This window comes from Ruegeria sp. SATB045 (genome assembly GCF_059613525.1).
On record NZ_JBXWSR010000028.1, the window covers coordinates 61,654 to 85,010 of the forward strand.

Genomic DNA, 23,357 nt, shown 5'->3' on the forward strand with positions numbered 1-23,357 from the left:
TTGGGTGTTTCACCGGACAATATGCCAATCGCTGGGCCGAGGAAACCAGAATGCGAAGGAATAGCCCAAATTGACCGTCCGTCGTCAGGGATTTTGGAGCAAATTACATTATCTTCGCGTACGGTCAGGCCGTCGGTCGCCCTGGTGCGTCACCCAATGCAAGCAACAACAGGATCGCCAATAAGGGTGATGCGACAAGACCTATCAGAAACCAGATGAGACCGGATCGGTTGCGGCGCCCCGCCATCGTGATTGGCAGAATGTAGAGCCAGATCACGAAAATCAATAACAAGAGCAAAAGAACAAGTTGGATAATAGGTGCGTCCATATCTGAGCCTCGTAATTTTATTACGAACCTGCCCGTTCTACGCGCAGTGTCAACACCGGCCGTTAGTTGTGTATTGACACAAAAAGCCCCGGATCCCGTGATCCGATCTCTCGACATACTGATACAAAGTGTAATTTGGCAGGGGCAGCAGGGTTCGAACCCGCGACCTACGGTTTTGGAGACCGTCGCTCTACCAACTGAGCTATACCCCTAAGGTGCGCATCAGATATGCCAGCCGCGCGGCGGACTCAAGAGGCTTTTTCAGATTCTGTTGCTCTAAACCTATGCGACAAACAAGTTGCGCATGGCGTTGAGTTCTATAAGACACAATTTGCTTGGCAGAAGGACCCCGCCCGTGAGTATCCGCAAGAAGATCGCTGATAGTGAAGCCCTGTTGAACTGGGCCGCGCGGCGCATTGCGTGGTATATCCGGCTGGTCCATCGCAACACCGAATGGCAGCGTATTGGCTATGAGGAACTGGACCAGTTGGCCGAACAGGGCGAACCGGTCATCGTTGTGCTGTGGCACCAAAGGCTGGCGCAATCGCCCTATTTCTATCCGCTGGACAAGGGGCCCATCTGCTCCATCACCTCGTCTGCGCGCGCGGGCAGCATGGTTGGTCGAGTGCAAAAGCTGTTCGGTATGGACACGATCGCCATGACCAGCAAGAAATCGAACAACATTGCCGTGTCGCGGGCGGTGATCGGCAAGATCAAACAGGGCATTTCCATCGGCATCGCCGCCGACGGTCCGCGCGGGCCGGAAAGGGTGTTGTCCACGGTGCCTTTAGTCTGGGCAAGGACCTCAGGCAAGCGGGTGTTCGGGATTACTTTTTCCGCGGAACATGGTCGCGAGGCAGGCACATGGGACCGGTTGCTAATGCCGCGTCCCTGGCGCAACAAGGGCGTGTTTATTTGCCGGGAATGGACCAAAACCGTGCCGCGCAAAGCCTCGGACGAGCAGATCAAGGCCCTGCGCCTCAGCCTTGAACAACATATGAATGACATCACGGCCGAGGCCGACCGCATGGTCGGGCGCGAGCCTTGGTCGCCGTCCTAACCGCCGCGCAGACGCTGCATCAGGTAAACTTCACTGCCTTCGGGGATCGGTTCGGTCAGACCGGTTGCGATGACGCGTCCGTCGATGGCGATGGACACGCCCGCCTCAATTGGGCCTTCCAGTTGCGGATGCGTCCTGACCAGTTCCCGCAGCAGATCGCCGGTGGTTTTGGCCTCGACCTCCACCACCTGCTGACCCCCGGTCAACGACCGGAGGCCGGACCAGAGGTGGACCTCAACCATTGTCCTTGAGCGCCGCCAGAATGCGCGGCGGGGACATTGGCAGTTGCTTCATCCGCACGCCAGCCGCGTTGGACACAGCATTGGCGATGGCGGCCAAAGGCGGCACGATGCCCGTCTCACCCACACCGCGCACACCGAAGGGGTGGCCGGGGTTGGGCACTTCGACGATCACCGTGTCGATCATGGGCAGGTCGCTGGCAACGGGGATGCGATAGTCAAGGAAGATCGAGTTCTGCAACCGACCATCCTCGCCATAGATATATTCCTCGTTCAACGCCCAGCCGATACCTTGCGCGGCACCGCCCTGGAACTGGCCCTCGACATAGGTCGGGTGGATCGCCTTACCGGCGTCCTGAATGACCGTGTAGCGGGTGATCATGGTCTTGCCGGTTTCCGGATCGACCTCGGCGTCAACAATGTGGGTGCCAAAGGACACGCCTGCGCCTTCGGGCGTCGCCTCAAAATGGCCCGAGATCGGACCCCCGGTGCGTCCCATTTTGGCGGTGATATCTGCCAACGGCATCGGGTTAAAGTCACCCGCGTTCGGGCCCGAAGGCACGGCGCAACCGTTTTCCCACTTTACGGCTTCAACCGGGATATCCCATTTGGCCGCTGCACGTTCGCACAGTTTTTCGACCGCATGGCGCGCCGCCTTGATCGTTGCCAGACCCGAAGCATAGGTCACCCGGCTACCGTGGCTGACGTCGTTATACCCCAGCGTTGCGGTGTCTGCGACGGTGACACGGATGTTCTCATATGGAATGCCCAACACCTCGGCCGCCATCAGCGCCATCGACGCGCGCGAGCCGCCGATGTCGGGCGTGCCCACCATCAACTGGGCTGAGCCATCTTCGGACAATGCCAGGGATACCGAGGTTTCACCCCCGTGGTTGAACCAGAAACCGCAGGAGACGCCGCGTCCCTGCCCCGGCTTCAACGGCGCCGAATAATGCGGATGCGCCTTGGCGGCCTCGAGCGTTTCCACCAGACCGATGCGTTCATAACGCGGGCCATAGCTGGCCTTGGTACCCTCATGCGCGGCGTTCTTCAGACGCACCTCGATCGGGTCGAGACCCAGCTTGTTGCACATCTCATCAATGACCGACTCGACCGCAAAAGCCCCCATCGGCGCGCCCGGCGCGCGATAAGCGGCTTGCTTGGGGCGGTTGGCCATCACGTCATAGCCGATCTGTTTGACGTTGGTCAGGTTATAGGCCGCAAAGGCACACATGGCGGTCATATCGCCCGGCGCTCCGGGGAACGCGCCGCCTTGCAGACGGAACTCGCCGCGTGCTGCGGTAATCGTGCCGTCATTCTTCATGCCAATCTTGATATCCATCGAGGCCGAGGCGGTTGGCCCTGTCGCCCGGAACACTTCGGATCGGGTCATGACCAGCTTGACCGGGCGGTTCGCCTTGCGGCTCAGCGCCAGCGCGACCGGTTCGATGAAGACCGTGGTCTTGCCGCCAAATCCACCGCCAATCTCGGACGCGGTAACGCGCAGCTGCGAGGTTTCGATGCCCAGCAACGCCGCGCAGGTCTTTTGCGCGATCCAATGGCCTTGGGTGGTGCACCACAGCTCACCTTTGCCGTCATTGCCCAGCAGGCCAAGACAGGCGTGCGGCTCGATATAGCCCTGATGGGTCGCCTCGGTGACAAAGCTATCTTCAAGGACCAGATCTGCCTCGGCAAAGCCTGCGTCGACATCGCCATGACCGCTTTCGTGATACCGCACAACGTTGGGGTGCATCCCTTCGGGCACGGAATAATCCGCCGCACCTTCGCGAATGACCGGTGCATCCGGGGCCATCGCTTTGTCAACGTCGGTCACATGAGGCAGCACCTCATACTCGACCTCGATCAGCTTCAGCGCATCCCGCGCGGCCAGCGCCGAAGTCGCCGCCACCGCAGCCACCGCATGACCATCATAGAGAGCTTTCTCGCCCGCCATGACGTTTTCCAGCACGTTCCAGAATTCGCCCGCCAAACCGGGTTTGAACGGCACGTCGGCGAAATCAGCGCGTGTGACCACGGCTTTGACGTCTTTCAGCGCCTCGGCCTTCGATGTGTCGATTTTCACGATCCGCGCATGGGCGTGGGGTGAGCGCAGGATCGCGCCATGCAGCATGCCGGGCGCAGACATATCCGCGCCGAACTTGGCGCGGCCCGTCACCTTGTCCAACCCGTCAGGGCGGTTCGGACGGGTGCCGACAAAAGTGAAATCCGTTTTACGATCGTCCAGAGCCATTACGAAGCCTCCCGCAATTCTTCTGCCGTTTCCATGACGGCGCGAATGATCTTGTCATAGCCGGTGCAGCGGCACAGGTTACCCGCCAGCCAGTACCGGGTTTCTTCCTCGGTCGGGTTGGGGTTTTTCTCCAGCAGCGATTTGGCCGCCACCAGAATGCCCGGCGTGCAGATGCCACATTGCAGGGCGGCATGTTCGATGAACTTCTGTTGCAGCGGGTGCAGCACGTCACCATCCGCGATACCTTCGACGGTTTCGATGGTCTTACCCTCGGCCTCAGCGCCCAGCATCAGGCAGGAACAGACCAGACGGCCATCAACCGTGACCGAGCACGCGCCGCAATCGCCAGTACCGCAACCCTCTTTCGCGCCGGTCAGGTTCAGCTTGTCGCGCAGACAATCCAGCAGGGTTTCGCGCGGGTCGCACAGAAAATCGACCTCATCGCCATTCACGGTGGTCGTTACGTGGAGCTTGCTCATGCTTTCTCTCCCTTCGCGCGGGCATAGGCGATTTTCGCGGCGCGCTTGGCCAGAACGCCAGCGACCTCGGTGCGAAATGCGATCGTGCCGCGTTTGTCGTCGATTGGGTTACAGGCAGCCGAAGCGGCAGTGGCCAGTGCCTCCAGCGCTGCGTCGTCCAGCGTGCTGCCGATGATGGCCTTGGCACAGTCTTCAACCAGCAGGACGGTCGGCGCGACCGCGCCCAGCGAGACGCGGGCCTCGGTCACGGTATCACCGTCCAGACGCAGGCTGACACCCACGCCAACAACGGCGATGTCCATCTCGGTGCGCGGGATGAACCGCAGATACGCGTCACCCGCATTGTCCCCGCGCGCAGGGATGTTTACGGCCGAGATCACCTCACCCTTGGACAGCGAGGTCTTACCGGGTCCGGTTGGGATATCCTCGACAGCAACCTCACGCGTTCCATCAGGGCCGGTGACAGACACGGTCACACCAGCGGCAACCATCGCAGGCACCGAATCCGCCGCCGGAGAGCCATTACACAGGTTTCCGGTCAGCGTTGCCCGCCCCTGCACCTGCGTCGAACCGATCAGGTCCATCGCCTCAACCACGCCGGGCCAGTCGCGGCTCAGTTCAGCATGTTCGCTCATCTCGGCACCGGTTGCGGCAACGCCGAGGGTCCAACTGCCGTCTGAATTACGGGTGATGTCACTGACACCGTCGATCTTCTTGATGTCGATCAGCGTATCGGGCGTGACCAGTTCCGAGCGCAACTGCACCAGAACATCCGTTCCACCCGCCAGAAAGCGGGTGACGCCCGTTGCGTTTGCAGCCAGAGCCGACGCCTCGGCAAAACTGGCGGGGCTGTGATAATCCATGAAAATACCTCGCACCTGTTGATCAGGGTTCACTAGGGTTCGGCAGGGACGTTAGTGCAGCGGCTCCCCAACGTCCATGGTTGGAGCGACCAATTTTTGAGATAAAAAAGTCGTTTCCTGACCTTCGCTCAGAGGTCGATCTCGATCACACCATCCGGCTGCGCCGCCCGGCTTTGGCACAGGATGACAGCGCTCTCACGTTGTTTCTTGGACAAAACGAAATCGCGGTGTTCGACCTCACCCGAAATCACGCCACATTTGCAGACCCCACAGATGCCATCGGCGCATTTCACATCCACGTGAATGCCTGCCTCGTTCAGCACCTGCGCTGCATCTTTGTCGGCGGGTACAGTCAGATCTCGACCCGATTTTGCCAGCCGCAAAGTGAAGGCGTGATTCTCATAGTCCGGCTGCTCGGGGACCGAGAAATACTCCAGATGCCGCGCTTCTTCGGGAAAGCCCTGACGCTCAGCCGCTTGCATAACTCCGTCCATGAAGCGATCGGGGCCGCAGGTATAAACGTGCCAACCGTCTTGATAACCCGACAGGACGGCTTCCAGATCGGCCCGCGTGCCTTCGTCCGAGAAATGATAGTGCACGCGATCCGCCCAAGGCATCGCTGCCAGATCCTTCAGATACCCGACCCCGGCACGGGTACTGGCCGAATAGTGCAGCTGGAACGGTTTGCCCAAGGCATACAGACGGTGAGCAAAGGCGATCATCGGAGTGATGCCGATCCCGCCGCCCATCAGGAAGGTCTTGGTTGCGCCCTCGTCCAGTTCGAAGTGGTTGATGGGTTTCGAGATGAAGACCTTGCGCCCCTCGTTGAAAATGCGGTGCAGCAGAGCTGAGCCACCGCGTCCCTCATCCTCACGCAGCACGCCGATCTGATAGGTGGCGCGGTCTGCTGGATCGCCGGACATAGAGTACTGCCGCAGGAATTCCGGCGCGACCAGCACGTCCAGATGCGCGCCCGCCGTCCATTCGGGCAGTGGTGAACCGTCCAGCGTCGAGAATTCGTACTTGGTCACATCCGCAGTCATCTTGTCGACCTTGGTCAGTGCGACGCGCATAACCGGGGCATCGCCCGCGATGGTATAGCGGTGGATCACCGACAGATCACCCGCCGCTTTGCGCGCCTTGTATTCCTCGGCCGTGACCATGGCCTCATAGGCTGCGATCCCAGCCTCACGGTCCATGGCGAACGGATAGGGCCAGGGATGCGGGGCCAGATAGGCGGGGTAGACCGCCAGAGTCTGATCTTCGTATTTCAGGTCCAGGTCGGTTTGCAGATCGCGCCGGTTCAGCGGGTGGTCGGTCGGGCGATAGGCGCCGTCCGGTTGCAGCTCCAGATCCCACCACCATTTCTTGACATCGTTCAGCCCGCCATTGCCCACCACATCATCCAACCGCGCCAGCGCGGGCGCGGCTTTGGGAATATTCATCGCGGCCCAGCGGAAGGGACGTTCCTTGAAGATGCCCTCAAGGTTCCAAGGGCAGGTCTTCATACACCGCCCGCACATCGCGCCGCCCGGCGTGGTCACCCGGTAGGTGGCGCATTTCTGGCTGTCGGATTTCCAGATTTCATAGCCGTTGAACATCAGCTTCGGACCAGCAGTGATCGCACCCGAGGGGCATTCGCGGGCGCATTTGTTGCAGCTTTCGCAGAAGGTCTGCAGACCGAAATCGATCGGCTTGTCATGCGCCATCGGCATATCCGTCGTCACCGCGCCTGATTTCAGGCGGGGCCCCAAATAGGGGTTCAGGATCACTTCCCCGATCCGGCTAACCTCTCCCAGCCCAGACAACAACAGCAGTGGCGGCTGTAACACCTCGCCATCCATTACGGTATGCGCGCGGGCCTTATAGCCCAGATTGCGGATCTGCTGCGCGATCACTCCACCCAGCAACGAAAACCGCAGATAGGCGCGCATCGACTGGGCCACGCTGATCCAGTCATCACCGCTGGCGCCTTCCATCGTCTCATAACCCTGGTCGATGATCATGCTGATGGCCTGGTCGTGGGGTGGCGTGATCTCCTCGCCCGTTGCGTCATGCGAGTACCACGCCCAGTCCGGGCACCGGCTGAGGCCCACCGCATCGACCCCCAGAAAATACGTGGCCGCCTTGATATTCGCGGCATTGCGCGCGGCGTCCGTCGGCGGCGCGGTATCGGCGCTTTCCCCATCCTGCAACAGAACAAACGCGCCCAGCGCGCGGCGTTGCGCGGTACTGGGCGCGGCCTTGCGCACGTAATACCCGCCCTTGGCCCCGTCTTGCAGATGCTTGCCCATATCCCCGAACTGCGCGCGAGCGAACATGTCGGCGCGCTTGGGGACGCGGGCGACGTTTTCCTCGTCGATATAAGTTGTAGGTTTTTCCACCCGCTTGAGGGTCTCAAACGGATGCGCCCCGTCCACATAGCGCCGTTTGGCATAAGGGTCGCGGTTCAGCGCGTTCTTGGCAAAGCCCGCGCCCAGCCACCACGCCGGGCCTTGGGTGCGAAACCACGGCTGTTGCGCCATGGGGCGCAGGGGCTGATCGTGGGCGATCTCCATCTCGGTCGTGACCGCAGCCAGTCCGAACCGTTTACCCAGCCACGGCGCGACCAGCTCTCCGTCTTCGACCGAACACAGCCCCGCCGCGACGGCCAGCTTACCCAGATCAACCTCGGAAGACATGACCGTATGCGCCCGGGCGTCAAAGCCCAGAATGCGGATGTAGTTGGCAATGACCACGGCGTTTTCGGTCGCCAGAAGACAAGCGCGGTGGTCTTGCGCATCCATGATCCAATCTGCGCCGGGCTCGTTGGGGTCCGGGTCGCGGTTGTGTTCGTACAGAAAGACAATCGCATGGCGATGGGTGTCCATGGGGCGCGGTTTGGCCTCCATGCTTTCTTTCAGATCGGCCATGATCAGGTCGATCCCCGAAGCCAGTGTCTTGGTCTGCCGTGTCTTCAGCGCATGGGCCAGACGGTCGATATCGGGGTTGCGGCGGGGTTCGGTCAGCAATGCCTCGGGCGGCAGAGGACCACACCCCATCATTGAGGCATCATTGAAATAGCCGAACGCTTTTAGATGGTTGGCACGACCGGTCAGATCGGCAGGCACCTCGGACTCCACCGGATTCACGAACCCATCCCGGATCGTATCCAGCATCGCTTGAAACTCACCCATCGCATTGACAATGCTCTCAGGGCGCTCAGGGCGATGAAAGCTGAGCGTTGGCATGGGCATCACCTCGGAAAGATCAGGCAAATCCGACTGCCGTGCCAACCGTTCTAGCGGGTATTGCCCCATATGAACCGGGCGGTTCTTGTCCGAGAAAAAGCGGATTCCCATCGCGCACCTCCTGATGATGACAGTCACCTATTGCGCACTGGACTGCAAATCCATTCATGAATTATCATACACGTCATGAGGAAAACTGATTTTACTGATCTGGACGGTAAGGTCTTGCGCGTGTTTCTGACCATTCTCGAAGAAAGTTCGGTATCGAAAGCGGCCGACCGGTTGGGCGTGACGCAATCAGCGATCAGCCATACGCTGGCCAAATTGCGACAGGTTCTAGGCGATCCGCTGTTTGTCCGCTCGGGTCAGGGGCTGACCCCGACCGAACGGGCTTTGTCGCTGAAAGACCCAGCGCAAAACGTGCTGGATGCAATGCGGGCGCTGACCGAAGACCGCCCGTTTGATCCGATGCTCGAGGAAATGCAATTTCAGATCGCCACCAACGACATGCCGCGCGAACTGATCTTTCCCGAACTGCTGCGTGCCACACGGGCCGAAGGCGTCCGGTTGCGGCTAGGGTTCATACCCTCGGGCGTTCCCGATCCGGACTTGTTGCGCAGCGACCGGTGCCAGCTGATGCTGACGCCCCTGCCGCCTGATGGGCCGGACATCTTTCAGAAACGTATTCTCAGCAGCCCATTGATGATCTTTTACGATGCAGAACGACGCTGTCCGCCGGACAGTTGGCACGCCTACTGTGCGACTGAACATGTTGACGTTCGGTTTCCCGATGGCCGCAGTTCGCGAGCCGTGATGCGGGGCGTAGACCAAAGCCAGATCAGACCACCCACCGTCACCTTGCCTCATTTCAACGCCATCCCGTCCTTTGTGAAAGGCAGCGACCTGATCTCGACCGACACCGCGTTGATGAAACGCGGGCCACTGGCTGCGCTGGACTGCGCGCCCTTGCCGTTTAAATGCGAGCCGGTCTCAATCTACATGGTCTGGCATCAAAGGTCGGCCAATGATCCCGCTCATCGCTGGGTACGTAACAGGATCGAGTCCACCGCGCGCGCCCTTCAGACCTGAGATAAAAGCCATTTTTGCACCACCTTGACCAGTTCCGGTTGTCGGGGGCGTTTTGGCATGACGATGTGAAAACCGAGATCCTCGACCAATACGTCAGGCAGAGGTTGAACAAGGCGTCCTGACGCCAGTTCGGCCGCGACCAATGGCGCATTAGCAAGCGCTATCCCTTGCCCGGACACAGCCGCGTCAATGGCAAGGCTCGTCTGGCTAAAGTTCATCATTCGTGGCTTGCCGACGACTCCGGCCCGATCAAGGAACAGAGGCCAAAGACCGTGGGTGTCGTTCAAAAGGATTGCGCCTGACAGGTCCTGCGGCGCTTTGACTTTGTTGGCCATCGAAGGGCTACAGACCACAATGAATTCAGTGGAAAACAGAGGCACCGATGATAAGTCGCTGCCAAATGGGGCTCGACCCTGTCGCACGGCGATATCGACCCCGTCGCTTTTGAAATCTGCCAACCGCTCGCGCGCGTCGATCTGAACGGCGATATCCGGATAACGCGAGGAAAAGTCCTTTAGCCGTGGCACCAACCATTTCGACGCGAAACTGGGTGTGACCGAAATCGTAACATGTCTGTCGCCGGACAGATCAGTGACCGCCTCTTCGATCAAACGAAAAGCGCGGCGCAGAGGGGCATGAAACCTGCGTCCGGCTTCGGTCAGCGCAAGGCCACGCGGCAGGCGATCAAACAGCTTCTCGGCCAATCGCGCTTCTAGTCCGCGCACCTGTTGGGCAACCGCCCCTTGCGTCACGCCCAACTCTTCTGCTGCCAGTCGAAAGTTGAGATGCCGCGCCGAGGCTTCAAACGCGCGTAGAGCATTGAGCGGGGGTAATGCGGTCATATGACCATCCTGTAGATTTTCTACAGCATAGAAACAGAAGAACTGATTAGTCAAATGCGCCGACGAGGCGCATTTTCGGGTCATCAACAAACGGAGAGATCAAATGACCAAAGTGGCGCTTATCACAGCCGGTGGCAGCGGAATGGGTGCGGATTCCGCCCGGCGGCTGGCTGCAGACGGTTTCAAGGTCGGTATCCTGTCCTCTTCGGGTAAAGGCGAGGCACTGGCGCATGAATTGGGCGGTGTTGGCGTGACCGGTTCAAACCAATCTACAGAGGATCTGCAAAAGCTGGTCGACGCCGCGATGTCCCATTGGGGGCGTGTCGACGTCCTGGTCAACTCGGCCGGGCATGGACCCCGCGCGTCGGTACTGGAGCTGACGGACGAGGATTGGCACACAGGCATGGACGTCTATTTCATGAACGCCGTTCGCCCCACCCGTCTGGTTACACCGATCATGCAAGCGCAAGGGGGCGGGTCGATCATCAACATCTCGACTTTCGCCGCCTTCGAACCGGACCCGGTCTTCCCAACGTCTGGTGTATTCCGAGCCGGACTGGCAGCCTTTACCAAGCTGTACTCGGACCAATACGCCGCCGACAATATCCGCATGAACAATGTCCTGCCCGGCTTTATCGACAGCCTGCCCGAGAAAGAAGAGTTCCGCGCCCGTATCCCGCTGGGCCGCTATGGGCGCAGCTATGATGAGATCGCCCCGGTCGTGGCAATGCTGGCATCCGAAGGCGGAGGCTACATCACAGGGCAAAACATACGCGTAGACGGTGGCATCACGCGATCCGTCTAGGATTAGAACCGCGCCTTAATCAGATGCGTAAGCGCCGCGCCTGTCTCGAAATAGGCGCGCCGCAGGCCGGTCCAACTTTCCGAGTACTCAGCAACTGCCGGGACAGGCAGCAGACCCGGATCGTTGCGCAACAGGCTTTTGGCCATTTGACGGCCAAAAACGGTACCCGGGCCGATACCACGGCCCGAGAACCCATGCGCTGCCAAGGCATTCGGGCCAATCTGCGTGATTTTGGGAATATGGTCCGACGTCATCGCAATGCGACCATGCCAACCTTGGGTCAGGGGCTGGTCGGACAGCTGCGGATAAAGCTCGGCCATCTTGCGTCTGATCCACGCCCTGTGGGCCCCGCTACCTGCATGCCCCAGATCGCCCATCGCCCCGATGATAAAGCGTCCCTCGTGATCCAACCGGAACGAGGTCATGATCAGGCCAGTATCCCAGGCACCCTCGCCTTGGTGCAGAATACTGGCGCGCAGGTTGTCCGAAAGCGGGGCTGTCGCGAACTGAAAATAGTAAACCGGTACATATGCAGGCGCCGTTCCGGGCAAACCCCGGTGATAAGCGTTTGTCGCCTGGATCAATGCTTTGGCCCGAACAGTACCTTCTGCTGTGGTCAACACCCACACATCGCCGTCACGCGACAGCGATTGAACCGGGCTTTGCGTAAAGACCTGCGCCCCCGCCTCAACTGCCGCACGCGCAAGCCCGCGGACATAGTCCAACGGCTGGATCGTCCCCGCACACGGATCAAAAACCGCACCGTGAAAAGCCGCGCTACCGGTGCGCTGGCGGGTTTCGTCGGCTGACAAAAGCTCAATCGGGGCACCGGTCGCGCTGAGTTGTGCATGACGGTTTTTCAGGTCCTTAAGCCCGGCAGGCGAATGCGCACAATGCAGGGTACCGTTGCGCACGGGCGCGCAGTCGATCCCATGATGCTGGATCAGGTCAAACACATCGCCCGGCGCAGCCCCCAAAAGGTCGATAAGGCGGTCGCCTGCCGCCTCTCCCAAAAACGCACGAATTTCGTCCGGTGGCAGCCACAGACCTGCATTGGCAAAGCCGACATTTCGGCCCGATCCACCATGCCCGATTTCCTGCGCTTCAAGCTGAGCAACCGATGCGCCGGACTGCGCCGCGGTCAAAGCCGCTGAGCAGCCAGTGTACCCACCACCGATCACAGCCAGATCAACCGTCAGATCACTGGTCAAAAGGCTACTGGCAACGTGCTCCTTACTGGTATTCAGCCAGAGGGACTGGTCATGGTCGCTCACGTCGGGCTCCTTGCGAATAAGCAGATCATCAAGACTGTGTCAGCCGGTTGCAAGTGCGCGCTGATCATCGCGGCCCATGGCAATCAGGAAGGGTTGCGCGTCCTGCCGCGCCTGAAACGCGGGTTTGTCCGCCAAGCCGCGCCAATCCGCCAATACCAGAGACTGTGCCACTGCGCCCCCAAGGGTTGCCCCAGGTCCAGCAACGATAAACAGGTCCGGTGCAAATTCGCGCGCTGCGGTTTGGATGGCGCGGGTGAAGTCATAAGGTTCGGTGACTTGGTGACCTAAAGTGTAGTTCCACAACGCTTGCGTATCCGTCGCTGCAGGCCACCAGATTTTGCCGCGTCCGTCGATCAGAGGGCGCTCGGGCTGGCCAAACAGGTCGGCCCCCAACCGCGCGCGGCCCTCGGCGGCGACCGGGGCTTGCAGCGCCGTGTGAAACGCTGCGTGATTGGCCAGACGCATCGGGAACCGGTCCTGCAGGGCGGGCTGAGACGCCTCGAACGCAGTCAGCCCCGCCTCATCCCCGGCCAGAACCAGCATCCCGCCCAGATCAATCGACAGGCCAACCGTGTGGCCGTCCTGCGCATTGATCCGCGCGACCTCGGCCAGCAACTCCTCCTTCCGAGCAGGGTCGTTTACCCAGTCGTCACCGATGAACGGATAGACCAACTGCCCGCCGATCAGGTGATCCTGCATAAGCGTACCCATGGTGTTCACCACCCGAAACCCGTCCTGCGGCGACAACGCCCCGCCCGCAGCAAGCGCGCTGTACCAGCCCATCGAGTTCCCCGTGACCGCAACAACCTCGATATCATCAGCCACGGCCTGCGCATCCGCCAAAGACGCCGCATAGATCAGAGCCGAAGCCACATCCCCGCGCGAATAGGTACTGACCGTGAACCGGTCGGCCCCATCTAACGCAGTCACAGCCTGCTGCCCCGCCTCGGCACGCAGGGCGTCGAAGCTGTGAAACAGTTCCATCCGCTGCGCGTGGTGACGGTGCAGATATCCCAGCTCGGGCTTGTTATAGGTGCCTCGACCGGGGCAGATCAGAACAGCGGTACGGGTCATGCGCGGCCTCCGGTTAGGTTTAATGCAGCGGCAACGATCCCGTCTTTTGACGGCAAAGGGGCTGCATAGGCGGGGCCGGTTGCGATGAAACTATCCTCGGCGACAACACGGGCGATTGGGGTGGCGGGACTTTCTTCGACGAAGAAAGTCATCAACGCCTCAGACTGGCTGCCGGTGCGACGACATTCGTCGACGACCAAAACATGCGCGCATGTTTTGGTGGCCGCGCGCAGGGCATCCATCGGCAACGGGGCCAGCCAGCGCAGGTCGATGATCCGCACGTTCAACCCGGCCGCTTCCAACTCAGGCAGCGCCTGTTTCGACAGGTAATGCCCGTTGCCATAGGTCACGATGGCCAGATCGGTGCCGTCGCCATGCACCCCCACCTCACCCAGCGCGATCCGTCGATCCGGCGCGGGATAAGTCGTCATCCAGCCCCCATCCTGCGCCTCATGCAGATCACGCATGGGATAGAGCGCGATGGGCTCCAGAAACACAACCACCCGTTGTTCCTCGCGCGCCAATCGCACGCATTCGCGCAGCATCTGCGCCGCATCCTCTCCTGTCGAGGGGCAGGCGATGATCACTCCGGGAATATCGCGCAGCACGGCCAGCGAGTTGTCATTGTGGAAATGCCCGCCAAACCCTTTCTGATAGCCCAAGCCAGCAATCCGAACGACCATAGGGTTGGTGAATTGCCCGTTCGAGAAAAACGGCAGCGTCGCGGCCTCGCCCCTGATCTGGTCCTCGGCATTGTGCAGATAAGCGAGGAACTGGATTTCGGGGATCGGCACAAACCCGTTATGGCCCATGCCAATCGCCAGCCCCAAAATCGATTGCTCATCCAGCAGCGTGTCGATCACCCGGTCCGGCCCGAACCTCTGTTGCAGCTTTTGCGTGACGCCGTAGACGCCCCCCTTGCGGCCAACATCCTCACCCATGCAGACGATTTCGCCATGTTCCAGCATCAGATCAGTCAGCGCCCAATTGATCAGGCGACTCATGGGCTGAGGGTCATTCATTGCTCGCATATCCCCGCCAAACGCATCTTTGCGCGCCTCGGCGCTGGGTCCGTTGGTAGGTTTGCAGTCGCGTTTGGGCGGGATCAGGCTGGCCATCACCTCGGCAGCGCCGCCCAGATGAGGGCGCGTGGCAGCTTCGGCTGCGATGCGATCGGTGCGGGCGCAAGTGTCCTGGTATATTTTCAGCGCCTGATCAGGTGACAGTGCCCCGGCCTGATCCAGCAGGCGCACGGAATGCAGCAAGGGATCGTTGGCCTCGTCCGCCTCGACCTCGGATTTGGGCATATATGTCGTCGGCACATCCGCCCCCGCATGGCCGTAAAGGCGCACGGTTTTCAGATGCAGGAAGGCAGGTTTCCGGCGGGTACGCACATAATCGGCGGCCTCTTGCGCGACGGCAAAGGTCTCATAGATATCCAGCCCGTTGGCCTGAAAATACGTGATGCCGGGGCGATGCTCCATCGAAGCCTGTATCCAGCCTTTGGGCGTTTTGACCGAGATACCAATCCCGTTATCCTCACACACAAACAACAAGGGCAGCGGCGTCGATTGAACGCTGGTCCAGCCCGCCGTGTTGATCGCCCCCTGCGCGGTCGAGTGGTTGGCCGAGGCGTCGCCGAACGAGCACATGGCGATCCCGTCCTCGGGCAGTTCGCGATGGTCAGGTGCGTGACGCCGCGCCGCGCCCAGAGAATAAGCCGCGCCGACCGCCTTGGGCAGATGGCTGGCAATGGTCGAGGTCTGTGGCGGGATGGTCAGCGCTTTGGACCCCAGCACCTTGTGCCGTCCGCCCGAGGTGGGGTCGTCGGAAGAACAGGCAAAACTCAGCAGCATGTCCCAGGCGATCTGCTGGCCCGGCACCTGCTCCGCGCGGGCGATCTGAAAGGCGGCGTCGCGATAGTGCAGAAACGCAATATCCGTTGGGCGCAGCGCGTGGGCCACAGCCGCCATCCCCTCGTGCCCGGATGAGCCGATGGTATAGAACCCCTGCCCCGCCTTCTGCATCGCGCGGCTGGTGCGATCCAGTGCCCGGCTTAGCACCTGCGAGCGAAACAGAGATACCGCTTCGGGCGCAGGCAGTCCCGACGGAGGAGGCGCACCATGGGGGAAATCGCGTTGCGCAACACGGGTCAGGAAATTCTCATGAACGATCTGAGCGCGATCCATTTGCGGGTCCTTTTGGTTCAACCTGGCGGCAACATCAGAAATACAGCGCCCCCTTCTTGCAGGCATTCAGCAGCTTAAGCAAAGGAAATGCCTGTGATGTGTATCGGGCTGGCGCAGCGCAAATGCCAGTGATATTCCGTCCCAAAGGTATGAGGATTTGTCATATGATTGCGCCCCGTCGTTTCCTACCCTCAATCCCGTCGCTTCTGGCTTTGGAAGCGGTAGACCGGCTAGGCAGCGCCTCGGCTGCAGCCGAAGAGCTGTCGTTGACCCAAAGCGCGATCAGTCGACAACTCAAGGCGATGGAAGAGCAACTGGGCGTCGATCTGATTCAACGCAACCAGATGCGACTGAACCTGACGCCCGCGGCAAAAGAATATGTTCAGGTCGCCCGGTCCAGCCTGAGTCAGCTTGCTCAGGCGTCTCTGAAGCTGAAGGCCAACCCGACCGGCGGCTCACTCAATCTGTCGATTCTGCCAGCGTTCGGGATGCACTGGCTGGCCCCCCGCCTTCAGGATTTCGCCCGCAAACACCCCGAAGTCACCGTAAACCTGAACACGCGTCTTAGACCGTTTGAGTTTGAAAACGAACACTTCGACGCCGCGATTCACTTTGGCGGACGGACATGGGCCGGTGTGAACTACTTGCCAATCATGCGGGAAGATGTTCTGCCGGTCTGCGCGCCAGATCTGCTTCCGACACAGAACGATGACCCCGACTGGCTTTTGAGTGCACCCTTGTTGCACTTGGAAACGCGGCCAGATGCGTGGGAAAGGTGGTTCGCTGTACAAGGTCGATCCGTTAGCGGTATTTCTGGCATGCTATTTGACCAGTTTTCGACGATGGGTCAGGCGACAATCCACGGGCTGGGGGTCGCGTTGCTGCCGACTTATTTGATCGAAAACGACTTGAAAACGGGCAAACTGGTGCTTGCATGGAACGGCCCGAGTGTCAGCCTTGGCGACTTTTTTCTTGTCTGGCCCCAATCCCGAGCGGAATCTGAACCGCTCCGATCGTTTCGAACATGGCTACAGGATCAAATCTCTTTAGCCTGAACCAATAGACAAGACTTACCGAGCAAAACTGCGCGGCCTCCCGCCTTGCGTACAGCGGACAGCAAGGGCCGGGCAGGCGCGGGCTGCGCCCGCGCCTGCCCGGCCCAACGGAAGGAGATGTTTCTTCAGAAACGTCGACGACGGGCGGGAGTATCCCGTCGGGCTTTATGTGTCCAAGGAACGTGCGATGAGTTCCTTCATGATCTCATTGGTGCCACCATAGATCATTTGAACGCGCGCATCGGCGTAGAGGCGCGCGATAGGGTACTCCATCATAAACCCATAGCCTCCGAACAACTGCAGGCATTCATGCATGACTTCGTTCTGCACCTCGGAACCCCAATACTTGGCCATCGATGCCGTCGCTGCGTCCAGCGTTCCAGCTTCAAGCCGAGCGATACAGTCATTCACAAAGCTGCGCAGAACCTCGGCTTTGGTTTTGCACTCGGCCAGTTTGAATCGTGTGTTCTGGAAATCCATAACCCGCTGACCGAAGGCTTTGCGCTCTTGCGTGTAACGCACCGTCGCGGCAATCGCGAAGTCGATCGCACCAAGTGCGATGATCGCAATCGTCATACGCTCCCACGGCAACTGCTTCATCATTTGATAAAAGCCCTGCCCTTCTTCCGGGCCGATCAGGTTGGTCATCGGCACCTTTACGTCCTCGAAGAACAGTTCGGCCGTGTCGTTGCCCTTCATCCCCAACTTCTTGAGGTTGCGCCCCTTCCGGAACCCGTCCGCGCCTCCGGTCTCGACCGCCACCAACGAAACACCTTTCGAGCCCAGCGATTTGTCCGTTTTTGCTGCGACAAGGATAAGATCAGCCGACTGACCGTTAGTAATAAAGATTTTCGAGCCGTTTATGCGGTATGAATTGCCATCTTTCTCGGCAGTTGTCCGAATGCCTTGAACATCGGAACCAGTGCCGGGCTCAGTCATCGCCAGAGCGCCGACCATTTCACCCGAAGCCAGCTTGGGAAGCCATTTTTGCTTTTGCTCTTCGCTGCCATAAGCGGTGATGTAATGGGTCACAATCGATTGGATCGGGTAACCCCATCCACAATCTCCGTGCGACGCCTGCGCGTACATCGTAACCGCGTCGAAACCAAGACCGCCCCCGACACCGCCATGTTCCTCGGAAATCGACCCGGCCATAAGACCCATTTCCCCAGCCTTGTGCCAGAAAGCTCGATCAACTTGCCCCAGATCGTTCCAGCGTTCGGCGTTGGGGACCAATTCATCCTGCATGAAACGGTCCGCCATCTCTGCGAACATCCGATGCTCTTCGGTTACCCAATTGGCGGCATTCGTAAACAAAGACATTTCGTGTCCCCTCAAGTCAGTTTCCTTGAAGGTAACCCCCGCGATCCGGCAATCCAATGCGCCAGGAGCTTTGCTACGCAACGTCTTTTAAACGTAACGCCTCAGACCGGCAGCGCATTCGCCAATAACACCCGCGCTGCTTCCTTGGCGTCGCGCGCAGGATCACAGCTTTTTAGCAGAACAGCGGTGACAATCGCACCTTCTTTCAACAGCAAAATCTGACATCCCAGTTTTTCAGGCTCGCGGGCGCCTGCGTCGCGGGCCAAATCAGTGAAATATTCGAGCAGCAGACGTTTGTGCTCGGCTGCTTCCAGATGGATGGGGTGGTCTTTGTCCTGATATTCGGCCCCGGCTTTGATGAACATGCAACCGCGATAGCCGTCCTCTTCAAACCACTCTCCCAAGGCATCGAAACTGGCCAGCAGTTTTTGCGCGGGCGTGTCGGCAAGCGCGTCGATCCGGCCATAGAACCAGTTGCGGAAATTCTCATCCCGCAAGCGCAAGGCGGCAACGATCAATTCCTCTTTGGTTCGGAAATGCTTGTACATCGAGGTCTTCGACACACCTGTCTCTGCCACCAGTTTGTCCATACCGGTGGCGTGAAAGCCATCCCGGTAAAAAACCTGCAGAGCATTGCGGACCAGCTCGTCGCGTTTGTTCGGGCGCATGATTCGGCTCCTGAGTGTACTGATCAGTACATAACCATGGTTTCATTTCGCGACAAGATTGCCGGGAACTCAACCCCTGAAGCCTTTAAATTATAGCTCTTTAGAGGTCATTCAAAAATTTTCTCAAATTGAGACTTGCAAAAGTTTACAGATCAGTACACATTGACCTCACGATGTACCGATCAGTAAACCTTGGAGCTAGACGATGAAACGCCGCAACAGCCCATTTTCCCCTCAGTATGTCCCGTTCCTGTTGACCCTTGCGCTGCTTGCCGCCGCACTGACCTGAAAGACCGAGATATGAGCCGACCCCCTCTGCCACCCTTCACCCTTGAGACCGCCACACAAAAAGTCCGTATGGCGGAAAACGGCTGGAACAGCCGCGACCCCGATCTTGTGACACCCGCCTATACCGAGGACAGCCAATGGCGGAACCGCGCCGAATTCTTGTCGGGCCACGAAGACATCCACGCCTTCCTGACCCGTAAATGGAACAAAGAGCTCGACTACCGGCTGATAAAGGAACTGTGGGCATTTACGGAAAACCGAATTGCCGTACGCTATGCCTATGAATGGCATGACGATAGCGGTCAGTGGTTCCGGTCCTATGGCAACGAGAACTGGGAATTTGCCGAAGATGGTCGGATGGCCAAACGCCACGCCTCGCTGAATGACCTGCCGATTGACGAAGAAGATCGTCTGTTTCACTGGCCCCAAGGCCCGAGACCCGAAGACCACCCCGGCCTGTCTGATCTGGGTCTCTAGAAAGGATCACCCATGCCCCGCGCCTTTTCTGAACTGACCTTTACTCCCGCCGTCCGCGCCCATCAGGAAAGAATGGGATCGGCCAAGACCTATGCCAAATTCATAGAAGGCGGGCCACAGCAGGGGCATCAGATCGGCCCTGCGGAAAAAGCGTTTATCGAGGCGCGGGACGGGTTTTACCAATCTACTGTGTCCGAGACCGGTTGGCCCTATGTGCAATATCGCGGCGGGCCAATCGGGTTTCTAAGGGTGCTTGGGCCGACAACCATCGGATACGCCGATTTCTCGGGCAACAAACAGTATATCTCTCGCGGGAATTTGGACGGAAACGACCGGATTGCCATGATCCTGATGGATTACGCCAACCAACGGCGGTTGAAAATACTGGGTCGGGTCGATTTTACCGAAGGCGAAGCCGCCGCCGCCAGCCTCTATCCCAACGGAGCGGAAACGCCCGCGGAACGCGCCGCGATCATCCGGGTCGAGGGGCTGGACTGGAACTGCCCCCGCCATATCACACCTCGCTTTACCGAGGCCGAACTGCGCCCCCATCTGAACACGCTTGGTCAGCAATTGGCGCAACTTCAGGCCGAGAACGAAAAATTAAAACAGGAACTGGCAAAACGGGGCTGAACCGAATTGCGATCCGCCCTCATATTGGAAACAGGGATTACCATCATGCTGCGTTCGACACTGAACCTCGCCAGTTTCTGCCTTTTTGGCATGTTTATGTGTGTGGCCATTCTGATGCTGGGGTTTTTCGCGTCTCCAGAAGCTGTCCGCAGCGCGCCGCCCGCCCAATACAACTCGCTTTTGCTCGAGGTTTTTTCAGATCGCTGACCCCAAACGCATGGCAGCTATGCGTTGAAAACCCACGCAACCCCTTGACCTTCCCGTGACTGGAACCCCCATTTAAGGGAACGAAGATCTACACGGGATGAGTCGGATGACAGCCGTACACGAAACCAGGCTGAACATAACCGGAATGGGATGCGCATCATGCGTGGGACGTGTCGAAACGGCCCTGCGCGCCGTGGATAGTGTGACCGATGCGTCGGTGAATTTCGCGACCAAAGTGGCGCAGGTTACCCACGACGGCCCGATCACCCGGCTAACCGATGCGCTGGACGCCGCCGGATATCCCGCCGCAACAGCCACAGCATCGCTGAAGATCGAGGGGATGAGCTGCGCCTCGTGCGTGGACCGGATCGAGCGTATCTTACAGGCCGACTCGGCCGTGATCAGCGCCCAAGTCAACCTCGCTACCGAAGGCGCAACAATTCAGTACGTTGAGGGGGCCAGCTATCCCTTAGCATTTGCCAGGCTATGCGCTGACGCGGGTTATCCAGCGCATGTCGCGCAGGTGGATGAGGGCGCGACGGATAAGGCGCAAGAAGCCACAGCACTGACGCGCACGACCCTCATAGCTGCGGTACTGGCTCTGCCCGTCTTTGTCCTTGAAATGGGTGGGCACATGGTCCCGGCCTTTCATCACTGGGTGCATCAGACCATTGGGATGCAGACCAGCTATTTGATTCAGTTCGCGCTTACCACGGCTTTGCTGGCTGGACCGGGAAGAGTGTTTTACGCAAAGGGTGTTCCATCCCTGTTACGCCGCGCACCGGAAATGAATGCGCTGGTCGCGATGGGCACGGGTGCGGCTTACTTGTATTCGATTGTCGCCACATTCGCACCGGGTCTCCTGCCGCAAGGCAGCGCGAATGTGTATTTCGAGGCCGCCTCGGTCATCGTTGTCCTTATTCTTCTGGGGCGCGCGATGGAGGCGCGGGCCAAGGGCCGCACCGGCGCTGCGATCCGCAAATTGGTGGGCCTGCAACCAAAGACGGCTCGGGTTGAACAAGGTGGTGCCACTGTAGATCGTCCCATTGCCCAGATCGTGGTGGGTGACATTCTGCAAATCCGCCCCGGTGAACGCGTCGCAGTGGATGCCGTGGTGCTGGAGGGTACGTCATACATTGACGAAAGCATGATCAGTGGCGAACCCATTCCGGTCGGCAAAGCACCAGACGACCCGGTTGTGGGTGGCACGGTGAATGGCACCGGCGCGTTGCGCGTCCGTGCAACGCGGGTTGGGGCCGACACGGTCCTGGCGCAGGTCATTCGCATGGTCGAACAGGCGCAGGGGGCTAAGCTGCCAATTCAAGGGTTGGTCGATAAGATCACTGCTTGGTTCGTTCCAACCGTGCTGGTCATTGCGCTGCTGACCATTGCGGTCTGGCTGATCTTTGCGCCCGCGCCGGCGCTGCCAATGGCGCTGGTCACCGGTGTTTCGGTCCTTATCATTGCATGCCCTTGCGCGATGGGTCTGGCGACGCCGACCTCGATCATGGTTGGCACCGGGCGCGCGGCTGAGTTGGGTGTTTTGTTCCGCAAGGGCGACGCTCTGCAGCAGTTGCAGCAGGCAAAGGTGGTCGCGTTGGACAAGACTGGCACTCTGACACTGGGTCGGCCCGAATTGGAAAGCATCACCACCGTCAACGGATTCGACCGCGATGACGTTCTGCGTCTGGCCGCTTCGATTGAGGCGCGGTCCGAGCACCCGATTGCCACCGCGATCACACGCGCCGGACCTGCGGATCTGCTGCAGCCAGTCGAATTTGAGTCTCTGACCGGATTGGGCGTGCGGGCCGTGGTCGAAGGGCGCGAGGTGTTGATCGGGTCGCCTCGGTTTATGGATCAGGGTAGCGTGAACCTGTCTGAGCTGACGCCCGAGGCAGATCAACGCGCCGCCGCAGGGGCCACGCCTTTGTTCGTTGCCGTGGATGGTCGGGCTGCTGCTTTGCTGACGGTTTCCGATCCGATCAAGCCGGGGACGGCCGAGGCTTTAGACCGGTTGCACGCGATGGGCCTGACTCTGGCCATGGTCACAGGAGACAACGCACGTACAGCGCAAGCCTTGGCCGACAAGCTGGGCATAGATCATGTCACCGCCGAGGTTCTGCCCGACGGCAAACTAAAGGCGATCAACGCAATGCGCGACCGGTTCGGTGCGCTGGCCTTTGTGGGTGACGGTATCAACGATGCGCCTGCGCTTGCCTCTGCTGATACTGGAATTGCCATCGGCACGGGCACGGATGTGGCGATCGAAACGGCCGATGTTGTGCTGATGTCCGGAGATCTGCGCGGCGTCGCCAATGCGGTGGAGATCAGCCGCCGAACAATGCGCAACATCCGCCAGAACCTGGGTTGGGCATTCGGGTATAACGCAGTGTTGATTCCGGTCGCGGCGGGTGTTTTGTTCCCCTTCGGCGGACCGTTGCTGTCCCCAGCTTTGGCGGCAGGGGCGATGGCCTTGTCCAGCGTCTTTGTCGTGACCAACGCCCTGCGCCTGCGACGGGTGCGGGCCACGCTGCCCGAGCGGCAGACAGAACACCAACCTCAGACGGTGACCTCATGAATATCGGAGATGTTTCGACCCAGACGGGCCTGCCCGCCAAGACGATCCGCTACTACGAAGACATCGGGCTGGTTAAACCACTGAGGGACAACAACGGATACCGTGTGTTTCGCAGCCAGGACGTGCACAAGCTGAACTTTCTGGGCCGCGCCCGCGCCTTGGGATTCACCATCGAAGATTGCCGAACCCTGATGGCTTTGTACGAAGACGAGACCCGCGCCAGCGCTGATGTGAAAAAAGTCGCGCGCGCGCATCTGGCGCAGATCGAGGCCAAAATCGCCGACCTGAACGCGATGCGGGATACGCTCGGTCATCTGGTGGACGCCTGCGCGGGCGATGACCGTCCAAACTGTCCAATCCTTCAAGATTTGGGTGGGAACCCTTAGCACAGGGTTGCCCTTTCCT

The 23,357-nt window shown here is 59.7% G+C and carries 21 protein-coding genes and 1 tRNA gene; 9 read left to right on the forward strand and 13 right to left on the reverse strand.

Features of this window, described 5'->3' with window-relative positions; translation table 11 throughout:
* Positions 1-124: 124 nt before the first annotated feature.
* Both AC2FNR_RS15465 and AC2FNR_RS15470 read right to left on the reverse strand, forming a co-directional pair.
* Complete coding sequence (locus AC2FNR_RS15465; RefSeq protein WP_170353358.1) at positions 125-328, reverse strand: hypothetical protein; 204 nt, start codon at positions 326-328, stop codon at positions 125-127.
* Between the two features lie 136 nt (positions 329-464).
* Positions 465-540: transfer RNA gene (locus AC2FNR_RS15470), tRNA-Trp, on the reverse strand.
* Positions 541-683: 143 nt separating this feature from the next.
* Between AC2FNR_RS15470 and AC2FNR_RS15475 the strand changes: the two genes are divergently transcribed.
* Positions 684-1,388 (forward strand): lysophospholipid acyltransferase family protein, encoded by a 705-nt coding sequence (locus AC2FNR_RS15475; protein WP_496849897.1) that lies wholly within the window; start codon positions 684-686, stop codon positions 1,386-1,388.
* Here AC2FNR_RS15475 and AC2FNR_RS15480 read toward each other — a convergent pair.
* The 5 genes from AC2FNR_RS15480 to AC2FNR_RS15500 all read right to left on the reverse strand — a co-directional run bounded on the left by AC2FNR_RS15480 (position 1,385) and on the right by AC2FNR_RS15500 (position 8,561).
* Positions 1,385-1,630: a MoaD/ThiS family protein gene (locus AC2FNR_RS15480; RefSeq protein WP_170353360.1), complete on the reverse strand. Its 246-nt coding sequence runs from the start codon at positions 1,628-1,630 to the stop codon at positions 1,385-1,387. The two genes, AC2FNR_RS15475 and AC2FNR_RS15480, sit on opposite strands and share 4 nt — an antisense overlap.
* The gene (locus AC2FNR_RS15485; protein WP_496849899.1) at positions 1,623-3,878 is read right to left on the reverse strand and encodes a xanthine dehydrogenase family protein molybdopterin-binding subunit; all 2,256 of its coding nucleotides are present in this window, start codon (positions 3,876-3,878) and stop codon (positions 1,623-1,625) included. The genes AC2FNR_RS15480 and AC2FNR_RS15485 overlap by 8 nt, the downstream gene beginning before the upstream one ends.
* Complete coding sequence (locus tag AC2FNR_RS15490; RefSeq protein WP_170353362.1) at positions 3,878-4,357, reverse strand: (2Fe-2S)-binding protein; 480 nt, start codon at positions 4,355-4,357, stop codon at positions 3,878-3,880. Before AC2FNR_RS15490 ends, AC2FNR_RS15485 begins: the two co-directional genes overlap by 1 nt.
* Positions 4,354-5,220 carry an FAD binding domain-containing protein gene (locus AC2FNR_RS15495; RefSeq protein ID WP_496849902.1) on the reverse strand — a complete coding sequence of 289 codons (867 nt, stop codon included), beginning with the start codon at positions 5,218-5,220 and terminating at the stop codon, positions 4,354-4,356. Before AC2FNR_RS15495 ends, AC2FNR_RS15490 begins: the two co-directional genes overlap by 4 nt.
* Positions 5,221-5,348: 128 nt before the next feature.
* Complete coding sequence (locus AC2FNR_RS15500) at positions 5,349-8,561, reverse strand: reductive dehalogenase (protein WP_496849904.1); 3,213 nt, start codon at positions 8,559-8,561, stop codon at positions 5,349-5,351.
* 75 nt (positions 8,562-8,636) lie between these two features.
* On the opposite strand from AC2FNR_RS15500, the gene AC2FNR_RS15505 reads away from it, so the two are divergent.
* Positions 8,637-9,539, forward strand: coding sequence for a LysR family transcriptional regulator (locus AC2FNR_RS15505; RefSeq protein ID WP_480867040.1), 903 nt, complete (start codon positions 8,637-8,639; stop codon positions 9,537-9,539).
* On the opposite strand, the gene AC2FNR_RS15510 is transcribed toward AC2FNR_RS15505, so the two are convergent.
* Complete coding sequence (locus AC2FNR_RS15510; protein ID WP_496849905.1) at positions 9,530-10,381, reverse strand: LysR substrate-binding domain-containing protein; 852 nt, start codon at positions 10,379-10,381, stop codon at positions 9,530-9,532. The genes AC2FNR_RS15505 and AC2FNR_RS15510 overlap by 10 nt on opposite strands.
* Positions 10,382-10,484: 103 nt before the next feature.
* Here AC2FNR_RS15510 and AC2FNR_RS15515 point away from each other — a divergent pair, with 103 nt between their 5' ends.
* On the forward strand, positions 10,485-11,186 hold the full coding sequence (locus AC2FNR_RS15515; RefSeq protein WP_496849907.1) for an SDR family oxidoreductase: 702 nt from the start codon (positions 10,485-10,487) through the stop codon (positions 11,184-11,186).
* 2 nt (positions 11,187-11,188) lie between these two features.
* Here the strand turns inward: AC2FNR_RS15515 and AC2FNR_RS15520 are convergent, their stop codons facing one another.
* Genes AC2FNR_RS15520 through AC2FNR_RS15530 form a run of 3 tightly spaced genes read right to left on the reverse strand, consistent with a single transcriptional unit; the run spans position 11,189 to position 15,723 of the window.
* Complete coding sequence (locus AC2FNR_RS15520) at positions 11,189-12,460, reverse strand: NAD(P)/FAD-dependent oxidoreductase (RefSeq protein WP_496849908.1); 1,272 nt, start codon at positions 12,458-12,460, stop codon at positions 11,189-11,191.
* A gap of 39 nt (positions 12,461-12,499) precedes the next feature.
* Positions 12,500-13,534 carry an ACP S-malonyltransferase gene (locus tag AC2FNR_RS15525; RefSeq protein WP_496849910.1) on the reverse strand — a complete coding sequence of 345 codons (1,035 nt, stop codon included), beginning with the start codon at positions 13,532-13,534 and terminating at the stop codon, positions 12,500-12,502.
* Positions 13,531-15,723 carry a dehydrogenase E1 component subunit alpha/beta gene (locus AC2FNR_RS15530; RefSeq protein ID WP_496849912.1) on the reverse strand — a complete coding sequence of 731 codons (2,193 nt, stop codon included), beginning with the start codon at positions 15,721-15,723 and terminating at the stop codon, positions 13,531-13,533. Before AC2FNR_RS15530 ends, AC2FNR_RS15525 begins: the two co-directional genes overlap by 4 nt.
* A 164-nt stretch (positions 15,724-15,887) precedes the next feature.
* Here AC2FNR_RS15530 and AC2FNR_RS15535 point away from each other — a divergent pair, with 164 nt between their 5' ends.
* The gene (locus AC2FNR_RS15535) at positions 15,888-16,778 is read left to right on the forward strand and encodes a LysR substrate-binding domain-containing protein (protein ID WP_496849914.1); all 891 of its coding nucleotides are present in this window, start codon (positions 15,888-15,890) and stop codon (positions 16,776-16,778) included.
* A 165-nt stretch (positions 16,779-16,943) separates the two neighbouring features.
* On the opposite strand, the gene AC2FNR_RS15540 is transcribed toward AC2FNR_RS15535, so the two are convergent.
* Positions 16,944-18,101, reverse strand: a complete 1,158-nt coding sequence (locus AC2FNR_RS15540) for an acyl-CoA dehydrogenase family protein (RefSeq protein WP_496849916.1) — start codon at positions 18,099-18,101, stop codon at positions 16,944-16,946.
* A gap of 101 nt (positions 18,102-18,202) precedes the next feature.
* On the reverse strand, positions 18,203-18,769 hold the full coding sequence (locus AC2FNR_RS15545) for a TetR/AcrR family transcriptional regulator (protein WP_496849918.1): 567 nt from the start codon (positions 18,767-18,769) through the stop codon (positions 18,203-18,205).
* 300 nt (positions 18,770-19,069) lie between these two features.
* Here AC2FNR_RS15545 and AC2FNR_RS15550 point away from each other — a divergent pair, with 300 nt between their 5' ends.
* From AC2FNR_RS15550 to cueR, 5 genes are all read left to right on the forward strand, one after another.
* Positions 19,070-19,534 (forward strand): nuclear transport factor 2 family protein, encoded by a 465-nt coding sequence (locus AC2FNR_RS15550; RefSeq protein ID WP_170751567.1) that lies wholly within the window; start codon positions 19,070-19,072, stop codon positions 19,532-19,534.
* 12 nt (positions 19,535-19,546) lie between these two features.
* Positions 19,547-20,167 carry a pyridoxamine 5'-phosphate oxidase family protein gene (locus AC2FNR_RS15555; protein WP_496849920.1) on the forward strand — a complete coding sequence of 207 codons (621 nt, stop codon included), beginning with the start codon at positions 19,547-19,549 and terminating at the stop codon, positions 20,165-20,167.
* 45 nt (positions 20,168-20,212) lie between these two features.
* Complete coding sequence (locus AC2FNR_RS15560; protein ID WP_480483368.1) at positions 20,213-20,374, forward strand: hypothetical protein; 162 nt, start codon at positions 20,213-20,215, stop codon at positions 20,372-20,374.
* A 106-nt stretch (positions 20,375-20,480) separates the two neighbouring features.
* Positions 20,481-22,952 (forward strand): heavy metal translocating P-type ATPase, encoded by a 2,472-nt coding sequence (locus AC2FNR_RS15565; RefSeq protein ID WP_496849923.1) that lies wholly within the window; start codon positions 20,481-20,483, stop codon positions 22,950-22,952.
* A complete protein-coding gene (gene cueR / locus AC2FNR_RS15570) occupies positions 22,949-23,338 on the forward strand; it encodes a Cu(I)-responsive transcriptional regulator (RefSeq protein ID WP_496849924.1) in 390 nt (129 codons plus the stop codon). The genes AC2FNR_RS15565 and cueR overlap by 4 nt, the downstream gene beginning before the upstream one ends.
* Positions 23,339-23,357 lie beyond the last annotated feature (19 nt).